This is a genomic window from Aeromonas sp. 2MA4 (assembly GCF_029237305.1).
Lineage (GTDB): Bacteria > Pseudomonadota > Gammaproteobacteria > Enterobacterales > Aeromonadaceae > Aeromonas > Aeromonas salmonicida.
Window position 1 is genome coordinate 1 of the sequence record NZ_JAACFY010000034.1, and the last position, 10,472, is coordinate 10,472.

11 protein-coding genes are annotated in these 10,472 nt (G+C 59.9%); 4 read left to right on the top strand and 7 right to left on the bottom strand.

Translation table 11 applies throughout. From position 1 onward, the window contains the following. Positions 1 to 132: integrase core domain-containing protein (locus tag GWQ31_RS21445; RefSeq protein WP_265462392.1), on the top strand; the 132-nt coding region annotated here is incomplete at its 5' end. Here GWQ31_RS21445 and GWQ31_RS21450 read toward each other — a convergent pair. Genes GWQ31_RS21450 through GWQ31_RS21470 form a run of 5 tightly spaced genes read right to left on the bottom strand, consistent with a single transcriptional unit; the run spans position 129 to position 6,606 of the window. Next, entirely contained in the window at positions 129 to 1,322 is a 1,194-nt protein-coding gene (locus GWQ31_RS21450) for a two-component system response regulator (protein WP_211183073.1), read from the bottom strand. The two genes, GWQ31_RS21445 and GWQ31_RS21450, sit on opposite strands and share 4 nt — an antisense overlap. After that, the gene (locus GWQ31_RS21455; protein ID WP_275910229.1) at positions 1,261 to 3,927 is read right to left on the bottom strand and encodes a response regulator; all 2,667 of its coding nucleotides are present in this window, start codon (positions 3,925 to 3,927) and stop codon (positions 1,261 to 1,263) included. The genes GWQ31_RS21450 and GWQ31_RS21455 overlap by 62 nt, the downstream gene beginning before the upstream one ends. Continuing rightward, positions 3,928 to 4,992 (bottom strand): ATP-binding SpoIIE family protein phosphatase, encoded by a 1,065-nt coding sequence (locus GWQ31_RS21460; RefSeq protein ID WP_275910230.1) that lies wholly within the window; start codon positions 4,990 to 4,992, stop codon positions 3,928 to 3,930. A gap of 6 nt (positions 4,993 to 4,998) precedes the next feature. Beyond that, positions 4,999 to 5,370 carry an anti-anti-sigma factor gene (locus GWQ31_RS21465; RefSeq protein ID WP_345893575.1) on the bottom strand — a complete coding sequence of 124 codons (372 nt, stop codon included), beginning with the start codon at positions 5,368 to 5,370 and terminating at the stop codon, positions 4,999 to 5,001. Positions 5,371 to 5,385: 15 nt separating this feature from the next. Beyond that, complete coding sequence (locus tag GWQ31_RS21470) at positions 5,386 to 6,606, bottom strand: PAS domain-containing protein (protein ID WP_275910231.1); 1,221 nt, start codon at positions 6,604 to 6,606, stop codon at positions 5,386 to 5,388. Positions 6,607 to 6,865: 259 nt separating this feature from the next. Here GWQ31_RS21470 and aphA point away from each other — a divergent pair, with 259 nt between their 5' ends. Continuing rightward, complete coding sequence (aphA, locus tag GWQ31_RS21475; RefSeq protein ID WP_275910232.1) at positions 6,866 to 7,576, top strand: acid phosphatase AphA; 711 nt, start codon at positions 6,866 to 6,868, stop codon at positions 7,574 to 7,576. Between the two features lie 124 nt (positions 7,577 to 7,700). On the opposite strand, the gene GWQ31_RS21480 is transcribed toward aphA, so the two are convergent. Next, the gene (locus GWQ31_RS21480) at positions 7,701 to 7,964 is read right to left on the bottom strand and encodes a hypothetical protein (RefSeq protein WP_005316314.1); all 264 of its coding nucleotides are present in this window, start codon (positions 7,962 to 7,964) and stop codon (positions 7,701 to 7,703) included. Between the two features lie 175 nt (positions 7,965 to 8,139). On the opposite strand from GWQ31_RS21480, the gene GWQ31_RS21485 reads away from it, so the two are divergent. Together GWQ31_RS21485 and GWQ31_RS21490 are read left to right on the top strand one after the other, a co-directional pair. Next, positions 8,140 to 8,961 (top strand): HDOD domain-containing protein, encoded by an 822-nt coding sequence (locus tag GWQ31_RS21485; RefSeq protein WP_021139542.1) that lies wholly within the window; start codon positions 8,140 to 8,142, stop codon positions 8,959 to 8,961. A gap of 116 nt (positions 8,962 to 9,077) precedes the next feature. Continuing rightward, on the top strand, positions 9,078 to 9,599 hold the full coding sequence (locus tag GWQ31_RS21490) for a GNAT family N-acetyltransferase (RefSeq protein WP_021139541.1): 522 nt from the start codon (positions 9,078 to 9,080) through the stop codon (positions 9,597 to 9,599). A 146-nt stretch (positions 9,600 to 9,745) separates the two neighbouring features. Here GWQ31_RS21490 and GWQ31_RS21495 read toward each other — a convergent pair whose 3' ends face one another. Next, complete coding sequence (locus GWQ31_RS21495; protein ID WP_021139540.1) at positions 9,746 to 9,922, bottom strand: hypothetical protein; 177 nt, start codon at positions 9,920 to 9,922, stop codon at positions 9,746 to 9,748. Positions 9,923 to 10,472: the final 550 nt, after the last annotated feature.

Genomic DNA, 10,472 nt, shown 5'->3' on the forward strand with positions numbered 1-10,472 from the left:
GCGCAACGGGCAGAACACTTGCAACCGTGGCTGCATGAGTACAACTGGCATCGTCCTCATGCAAGTCTGGGCTATAAGCCCCCCATCAGTCGTCTTCAATCTGTGAACAACCTGGTGGGTTTACACACCTAGTCGAGGTTGGTCTCCTTGTCATCGTTGTAGCGCAGTGCAATTTCGTGAAACAGCAGGTGGATGCGGGCGAAGGCATCCGTGATGTCGGGATCGAAGTGACTGCTGCGCCCCGCCAATATGATGGGGACCACCTCCGTATGGGACATGGCCGCCTTGTAACACCGCTTGCTGATGAGGGCATCGTACACATCTGCCAGTGCCATCAGTCGGGCCGACAGGGGGATTTCGTCCCCCATCAGACCGTAGGGGTAGCCGGTGCCATCCCATTTCTCGTGGTGGTAGCAGGCGATCTCCTTGGCTAGCCGCAGAAACTCGACCTCCACTCCCAGCGCTTCCTCTGCGTGGACTATGGCCTCCTTGCCGAGGATGGAGTGGTGCTTCATCTGGGTGAACTCATCCGCATCCAGCTTGCCGGGTTTGAGCAGGATCCGGTCCGGTACGCCGACCTTGCCGATATCGTGCAGGGGGGCAGACTTGAACAGCAGATCTATGGTCTTGGGAGTCAGCTCTGCACGAAAGCGAGGGTGACCGCACAGGGTTTCCGCCAATAGCTTCACATAGTGCTGGGTGCGCAGTATGTGGTTGCCGGTCTCGTTGTCCCGGGTCTCGGCCAGAGAGGCGAGGGAGTGGATGGTGATGTTCTGGATCAGCTCGTTTTCACGGGTACGCCGTTCCACCTCCTGTTCCAGATAGGCGTTTTGGTCATGGAGCAGATCCCGTGCAGCTTTCAGCTCAAGGTGGTTTCTGACGCGGGCCAGTACGATGGCGGGAGAGATAGGCTTGTGGATATAGTCCACGGCGCCGAGTGCCAGTCCGTGCGCTTCTGCGCTCTCCTCTACCTTGGCGGTCAGGAAAATCACCGGAATATGCCGTGCCTGCGGCATCTCCTGCAGTGCCTGCATCACCTGATAGCCATCCATCTGGGGCATCACCACATCGAGCAGGATCAGATCCACCCTGGTGCCTGATGACAGTATCTCCAGCGCCCGCTGGCCACTGATGGCCACCTTGATCCGATAGTGCGGGCCCAGCAGGGCGCTGAGCAGGGAGAGGTTTTCAGGGGTGTCATCGACCACCAGCAGTGTGGGTTTGGTGTCGGGATCCAGCAAGTTGAGCATAGTGGTGCCCTCACTCTTGGTTGAACAGATCGGGCCTGAGGGCCCGGACTTGTTGCAGGTGTGCCAGTGCATCCGTAAAACGGAAGCGGGTCATGGCGTCTGCCATCGTCGATGCTGTTTCTCCCAGCTGTCCAGTCAGCTGTTTCTGATGTTGCTGGAACAGGGTCAGTGCTTCTGCATCATCTTCCACCAGCAGTTGGGTCAGCTGCGCCAGCAGGGGCGCTATGTCTGTTGGCTCTTGCTCCGGCAGGTCGGGGGAGGGCTGGGTGGGCAGCAGGGCCAGCACGCCATCGCTCAGTTGCTGTTGCATCTGCAGCCCCTGTTCGGCCAGCGGTAACAGGCTGGTGGTGTCGTCTCCGCGGGAGAGCGCACTCTCCAGCCTGGCCGAGATATCTCGCAGTGGATCGGCGCCCAGAGTGGCGGCAATCCCTTTGAGGGTATGGGCTTGCCGATGGGCTTCCTCCCGGTCGTCTGTCTGCAGGGCGGTGATCAGACTCTGCATGGGTTGGGTTCCCTGTTGGGCGAACCGTTGCAGCAGGTCCTGATACCACTCCCAGTTGTGCATCAGCCGTTGCAGGGCCGCCTCGGCATTGAGCCCGAGCGCCTTTAGCTGCGGCAGCAAGGGCAGGTCCTGTGGCGAGGGTGAGGTCTTGCGTGTTGCATCGGTTTCACGACTGAAGGCGGGCACCCAGCGCTGCAGGGCGGCATAGAGCTTGTCGGGGTCGATGGGCTTGGCGATGTGGTCATCCATGCCCGCAGCCAGGCAGCGCTCTCTGTCACCGGCCATGACATTGGCCGTCATCGCCAGGATGGGGATATGCTGCCCCGCGCCTTCCTGTTCGCGCAGCTGACGGGTGGCGGCCAGTCCGTCCATCACCGGCATCTGCATGTCCATCAGGATCAGGTCGTATGGTTGTTGCTCTGCCATTTTCAGGGCTATGGCACCATTGCCGGCGATGCTGACGTCGGCTCCCACCGCTCGCAGCAGCTCCATCGCCACCTGCTGGTTCAGCTCGTTGTCTTCTGCCAGCAGTATGCGGAGTCCGTCGAAGCGATAGCTGTGGCTGGGCTGGGGGGGCTTCAAGGTGATCGCCGTGGTTTGATGGCCAAACAGCCCTATGATGGTATCGAACAGCACTGAGGCACACACCGGCTTGACCAGCACCCGGTCAAAGCCGGCGGACTGGGCTTCGCGAAAGACCTCTTCCCGCCCATAACCCGTCACCATGACCCGATAGAGCCGCTTGCCAAGGCCGCGGGCAATGAGGCGGCGCCCGGTCTCTATGCCATCCAGCCCCGGCATGTGCCAATCCAGCAGCACCACCTCATAGGCGTTACCTTCCTGTTCGGCGCTGGCGATCATCTGCAAGGCCTGCTGACCCGATTCGGCGGTGTCCACCACGAAGCTCATGCTGCGTAGCAGGGCAGCCAGTATGGTGCGGGCGCTGGCACTGTCGTCGGCCACCAGCATGCGGCGCCCACGCAGGTCCAGACTCGGCAGATAGCGTGATCTGTATCTGCCACGGCCGAGTCGGGCGGTAAACCAGAAGGTGCTTCCCTTGCCCGGTTCGCTCTGCACGCCGACCTCCCCCCCCATCAGTGCCGCCAGTTCGCGGGAGATGGCGAGCCCGAGGCCGGTGCCGCCGTATTTGCGGGTGGTAGAGCTGTCCGCCTGCTGGAAAGACTGGAATAGCCGCTGCTGCTGTTCCTGGCTCATGCCGATCCCCGTGTCCTGCACCGAGCAGTGCAGCAGCACCTCCTTCGACAGTTTTTCCAGGCAAGTGACCTTGACCAGTATCTCCCCCTGCTCGGTGAATTTGACCGCATTGTTGGCGTAGTTGATCAGGATCTGGCCGAGCCGGAGGGGATCGCCATAGAGCAGGGTGTCGAGCTGGTGATCGACTTCGAACAGTAGCTCTATGCCCTTGGCTTCGGCCTTCTCGCCCACCAGGGTCGCCAGATTTTCCAGCACATGGTCGAGATCGAACTCGATCTGTTCCAGATCCAGCTTGCCCGCCTCTATCTTGGAGAAGTCGAGGATATCGTTGATGATGCCGAGCAGGTGCTGGGCCGAGCGCTGGATCTTGCCCACATAGTCGGCTTGCTGCGGATCGAGCCGGGTTTGCAGGGCGAGGTGGGCCATGCCCAGAATGGCGTTCATGGGGGTGCGGATCTCGTGGCTCATGTTGGCGAGAAAATCGCTCTTGGCCCGGGTCGCGCTTTCTGCCAGCTCATAGGCCTGCTCCAGCTCCTGAGTCTTGGTCTGCATCACGGCGAACAGCTCATCCCGGGTCGGTTCGGCGAACTGCTGCTGCATCTGCAACAGCAGAGCGTCATCGGGCCAGTGCGGCAGGTGGCACACCAGGGCGATGTCAGTGTCAGAGTGAGGAACCAGCCGGATGTTGCCATGGGCAGCGCCGGACGGGCTGTGCTGCAGTGGCTCGTCTGCCGAGAGGGAAACCCACAGCTCCTGCGTATGGCTCTCCAGCCACAGCTGGAGTTGCAGCGAGTCGGTGGTCGCCGTCAGCTGGCGTACCAGCTCCGAGGTGGTACCCGCCAGCGGCGCCACGAAGGTGGGGTTCTTGTCGATGCAGGTGAGCACCTGGATCACCTTGCGTCTGGCGGTGAGGGCTGCCGCCGGGCCAGAGAGCCTGATATCACCGATCCGTTGCCGCATCTAGCGCTCCTTCTCCGGTTGTACCCGCAACACGATGCAACTCGCATCGTCCGTGCTGCGGCCGCTGTGGTCTATGACTTGACGGGCCAGGATGGCGGGATCCGCCCCCAGATCCAGTGCGCCGTCACGCAGGTTGAGCGACTCGCTGATGCCATCCGAATAGAGCATCAGCACATCCCCCGGCTCCATGGGCTGGCGTTGCAGCAAGGGGGTGGGGAAGCGCTCCCCCAGCACACCATCGCGGGAGATGCCGCGCCAGAGGTCATGGCCGCGCAGACAGATGCGGGTGTTGCCGATACCGGCGTAGCTCAGTTCCCCCCGGTCACTGTTGACCAGGGCTATGCCAGCTGCCGCTCCCCGGGTACCGATGCAGTGTTGGTGCAACAGCTGCAGCAGAGGTGCCGGCTCCTGCTCATGGGTGTTTTGCAGCGCCTCTTCCAGTGTCAGTGCCAGCTTGTTGGCCGAGGTGCCGTGGCCGCTGACATCGATCAGCACCAGCAAGACGCCGTCGGGGGAGGGACGGATAAAGACCAGATCGCCGGAGACCTTTTCCGGATAGCAGGGCCTGTTTTCGCTGGCCCATGCCAGTTTCAAACCAGGCTGACCCCATGGCTGGGTTGGCATAGTGAGGCGTATCGTCGAGGGTGCCGAGCCCAGCCACTTGCGAGCCTGCACCAGGGTGCCCCCTTCCGGCGGTGTGCTTATGGTGAGCTCTGACATCATGCGCCGCACGCCGGGCAGCCCCAGCCCCAGGGTGCCCGAGGTGCTGTAGTGATCCTGCAGGGCCTGATGCACATCCGGTATGCCGGGCCCCTTGTCACGGGCGATGATGTCGATGCAGGCTCGTCCCTTGGGGTGATGGAGGATCAGGGTGATCTCTCCCTGCCCGGCGTATTTCAGGATGTTGCTGCCAAGCTCGGAAACCACGGTGGAGAGCATGGCACGATCCACGTCAGACAGGCTGGCGATATAGGGGAGTCGACGCACCGCCATCACCGTCAGGTGCAGATCGATATCGTGGCGCAGCGGATAGTTGGCCTCCTGAGTCGCATGCTCTTGCATCATGGCGGTTTACTCCTCGCCCTTGAGACGGCGGACGTGGGCGAAGGCGTCGTCCATGTCGATGAAGCAGCGCAGCGGCCCAGGCTGCGCTTCGGCCAGCGACAGAAACGCGGCGATCCCGGCATTGAGCCCCACCAGCAGGCAGATGGCGCCTAACAGGCGGCATACCTCGGCCAGCTTGCGTACCTGTCTGAACTCATGGTGATCCAGCAGCATGACGCCGGAGAAGTCGAGCAACACTGCATGGTGACGCCCGTGTACCAGTCGCTGGGAGAGGGCCTGCATCAGCATCTGCATGCCATCGTCACCGAGATCGGGACGCATGCTGACCACTATGCAGTCGGCCACATCGGCGATGCCAAGATCGTTGTTGAGCTGCATGGTCATGGCCGTATCCTAGAGGGTGGAACCGACCCGTTTGAGCGCTATTTCGAAGGCATCTCTCAGGGTTGCCGTGGTACGGACGTCGCCGACCGACACCCCCAGCTCCACCATGGTGCGGGCAATGGCGGGGGAGACTCCCGAGATGATGGCCTCACAGCCCATGAACTGGGTCGCCTTGGTGATCTTGATCAGCTGGTTGGCGACGCCGGTATCCACGGTGGCGACACCGGCAATATCCAGCACGAAGACCCGGGCCCGGGTTTCGGCGATCTTGGTGAGTGACTTGTTCATCACGTCGGCGGTGCGCATTGAGTCGATGATCCCCACCAATGGCAGCAGCAGGATCCCGTCCCAGATAGGGGTGACAGGGGTCGACATCTCCTGCAGCGACTTGTGCAGCTCCTCGCGCACTCTGGCGGCTTCTTCCGCTTCCACCATGGCACGCTTGAGCTGGCGGTGCTGCTCCACCTGCGCCGTGATGTCGGTGGCAAATTTGACGATTTTGCTGGGCTTGCCGTTCAGATCCAGCACCGGGTTGTAGGATCCCTGGATCCAGACCTCCTGTCCCTGCTTGCCGAGCCGGCAGAATTCGCCTGCGAGAAACTCGCCCCGTCGCAGGGTTTCCCAGAAGGTGCGGTAATCTGCCGACTGGGCGTAGTCCGGGTCAACCAGCAGCCTGTGGTGCTGGCCCTTCAGCTCCTCCAGCCGGTAGCCCACAATGTCGAGAAAGCGTGGATTGGCATCCAGTATGGTGCCATCCAGTGAGAACTCCACCTTGCCCATGACCCGGCTCAGGGCATTGAGCTGGCCCTCGAAGCTGGCAGTGAGCTGCTTCTGCCCGGTCAGATCCATGGCGTATACGATGATGCGGGTCAGCTGCCTCTCGACATCCAGAACCGGGCTGCAGGCACCCCGGATCCAGATATCCCGCCCCTGTTTATCCAGCAGGTGAAACTCGCTTTCCTGTGACGTGCCGCTGCGCAGCGTCTCCCAGAAAGTGTCATAAGTGGCAGACTGAGCCTCATCCGGGGAGAGCAGCATGCCGTGGTGCTTGCCCTTTAGCTCATCCAGCGGATAGCCCATGATGGTGAGAAAATGAGGGTTGGCATCCAGGATCTGCCCTTCTGGCGAGAGTTCGAGCCGGGCCAGCACCTGATCGATGGCGTCCATCCCGGCCTGATGAGGGGAGGGGGCCGAGCCTGTGGTATTGGAAGGGGAAGTGTGCGCGTCCATGGCATCTCCAGTGAGAGGGAGTCGTTGATTTTGATGTCAATAAAGGGTGCTAAGCAGTTATAGCCCACTCCGGCCCTTCCGACTGGAATAAAGGGCCAAAAGAGGCTTGTCATCTTCCGGTTGCTGGATGTTTATTCCGAGGGGACAAAACAGGGCGGGAGCTATCCTCCGAGCCCTGTTTTGTGGCGAGTTTCACGGTTTGCATCGGCAGCATGGGGCAGGATTGGCACCCTGTTTCATTCACATCATGAGTTGTGCCATGCCCGCTTTTTCCCGTCTTGCCCTGATAGCATCCCTGTTTGCCGCCACCCTCAGCCTGCCCGCCCTGGCCGATCAGATCGTGACCAGCCCGGCTGGTGTCACGACTGTGACCCTGGCCCAGCAGGCTCCAGTTCACTGGGTCTCGGTAGAGCAGATTGCCAAGAGTCTGGATGGTCTACCCCCGATGGCGGTAGGTTTTGATATCGACGATACCCTGCTCTTCTCCAGCCCGGGTTTCTATCGCGGCAAGCAGGAGTTCTCGCCCAACGACGAGAGCTATCTGAAGAACCCTGCCTTTTGGGAGAAGATGAACAACGGCTGGGATGCGTTCAGCATGCCGAAAGAGGTGGGCAAGGCGCTGATCGCCATGCACCTCAAACGCGGCGATCACATCTATTTCGTCACTGGCCGTTCGGCCACCAAAACGGAAACCGTGAGCCAGACCCTGCAGCAGACCATGGGGATCCCGGCCGATCGACTCAATCCAGTGATCTTCGCCGGCGATCAGCCGGGCCAGAACACCAAGGTGCAGTGGCTCAAGGACAAGCAGATGAAGGTCTTCTACGGCGATGCGGACGGGGATATCAAGGCGGCGCAGGAGGTCGGCATTCGCGGCATTCGGCTGCTACGGGCGGCAAACTCCAGCTATCGCCCGCTGCCGCTGGCTGGCGCCCTGGGAGAAGAGGTAATCGTCAACTCCCAGTTCTGAGCGGCGTAACCGCTATAAAAAAGCCGGATCCTGTCAGGATCCGGCTTTTTAGTGAGTCTGTTGCGCGGATGCTGGCATCGTGGCATGGGTTGCCGACAAGTTCCCCTTGTTAGCGGACGGCGGTTTATTCCGCCCAGGGCATCTCGGGCAGGGAATCCAGAAACTGGGCGTAGCGCTCGAGGTTGAAGGGGCCCTGTTCAGCCTCCATCGCCATCAGCTCGGCCCCGAGGGCGCAGGCGATATATTGCAGCGCCTCTTCCCGTGGGGTGCCCTTCATCACCAATCGCATCAGGGTCGCCTTGACCTGCAACGGATGACCGTCGATCAGCTGGTTGTCGACCATCTCCAGCAGGGTTTGCTCGTCAAAGAACTCGGTGGATTCGCTCATGGTGTACTTCCTCGTGATGCCATAAAAGATGCCAGTATAACGAAGCTGGCATTAACACATTGAAATATTGCGATAAAAACATTTCTGTGGCGCCAGTTTTTGTTACTCATACTTATCCGTGGGTTTGCTGTCAGCAAACGAAAACCATCATAAAATTGCATGGACGGATATCAATATGCCCACCATAGACTCCCTGTTATCCCATCCCCAAAACCTGCCCAATGTACCCGAAGTCATGCGCGATCTGGTACAGACCTTCAATGAGAAGGAGCCGGATATCCTGTTGATCGCCAAGAAGATCAACAAGGATCCCGTCATCTCTGCCAAGCTGCTGCGGCTGGCCAACTCCGCCAAGTTTGGCGGCAATCGTCAGGTTGCCACCGTCAACGAAGCCGTGGTGCGGCTCGGCGTCGATGTGGTACGCAACATGGTGCTGGCCTGTGGCCTGACTGGCTCCATTCATTCGGTGCCCGGCATCGATCTCAGGCACTTCTGGGGCAACGTGTTCGATGTGGCCGAGCTGGCCAGGTTGCTGGCCAGGCTAAAGGGTATGAAAGGGGAGGAGGTGTTCACCTGTGCCCTGCTGTTCGACATGGGGCGCCTCATCATGCATGTGGGTCTGCCGGAAAACATGGTTAACCACATTCAGGATCTTGAACCCAGCAAGGGGCGCGCCAAGGCAGAGGAGCTGGTGGTTGGTTTCAACTATGCCCAGACCGGGGCCGAGATGGCCAGGCGCTGGCAATTTCCCCTCAGTATCTGCCATGCGGTGGAGTACCACTACAACCCCATGCTGGCCAAGGAGTTTTCTGTCGAAGCTGGCCTGATCCATCTGGCCATCGCCCTGGCGGCCCAATCGGATGTGGGGGAGGTGGCGCCGCCCGAGTGGCCAACTCAGGTAGCAGACCGACTCGGTCTGCCATGGTCTGACTGCGCCGCCGTGCTGGTGGCGATGCGGGAACACGGCAATGGCTATGCGGGTTTGCTGGCGGCCTGAGCCCGTTCATATTGTCACCGGGCCGCAATGCGGCCCTTTTTCATGGGGTTTGCCTTGCCAACCCTGCGGTGCAGAGGCAGTCTTGAAGGCCTGTATTTTCTGAAAGAGCCCTTGTCATGATCCTCTCCGAGCGCCTGCTGCTGCGCGAACTGACCATCGCTGATGCTCCCTTTATTCTTGAGCTGCTTAACGACAGCGATTTCCACCGTTACATTGGCGATCGCGGTGTGCGTACCCTGGCGGATGCCGAACACTACATCCAGCAAGGGCCCGCGGTCAGTTATGCTCGCCATGGCCACGGCCTCTATCTGGTGGCGCGCAGAGGCGATGAAGCCAAGATTGGCATCTGTGGTTTGATCAGGCGAGACACCCTGCCCTGTGAAGACATCGGCTATGCCTTCCTGCCCGCCTATCGTGGTCAGGGTTATGGCATAGAAGCGGCAAAGGCGGCGCTGCAGGACGGCCGGGAAAGGTTGGGGATTGTGCGTGTCATCGCCATAGTCACACCGGGCAACGAACGATCACTGACACTGCTGGCCAAGCTGGGGCTGGTACAAAGCCGGCTGGTCAAGTTGAGCGAGGATGCCGACGCGTGTCTGCTGCTGGAGGCTGCCGGAGCTGAAACGAGCCTGGCTTGAGGTATGAAGCGGGGATGCGGCTGACAGTCAGTGATGGAAGGCGATGCTGACGGCGCAGGTTCAGGAGAATAAACAGGAGTTGAAACAAAGAGGCCGCCGTGAGTTGCGGCCTGTCTGCATCGGGTACTGCCGGAGGGCAGGCAGGATCAGTTGAGGTCTTCGATGGAGAACTCGCCAGCGATACCATCACAGGAGATGGCGAAACCGCCGCTGAAGCGGGTGCTGAACTGGATCAGGAACGCATCGGAATCCTGCTCTTGCACAGGCAGGTTGATGGGTTTGCTACGACGCAGGGGTTTGTGTGTATGTATGGTTTTCATCATGGTATTTCTCTATATAAATTAAGTGTTTGCTCCTTGTGTTGGCAAATGTCAGGTTAATGGACGCGGTTGACTTTGTGGTCAACAAGCGCGCAGGAATACCCAGCCCTGTCAGGGGCGTCTGCACTATCAAGGAATATGCTGATGCATAAATCAAATTGGGTGGGCAGAGCGGGTCTGCGCCGTGAGAGCCGGGCAACGCAGGCAGACAGCCTGACGGTTCTCGAGGCGAGTAAATCAGAGGGAGGTTATGCGGATACTGACAGGATTCATCGTGAGTGAAGCATTGCAGGGTAAACATAAACAGGGCTGATTAACTAGCCGGCGCGCATTCTCTCCTCGATATGAATAAAAAGCAAACAATTATTTGGTGATTTTGTGCCAGCTCCGTTTTTGTCGTGTTCTCCGAGATAAAAAGGGCTCCCGTCGGGCTGTCTCTTATACAAAAATCCCCAAGCGTCGCTTGGGGATTTTTTTGAACTTCTCTCCCATTCTGTGATCTGAACCTTTCATCGCTCTCTTCCCTGGTTCTAACATGCCCTTCACTCAACCG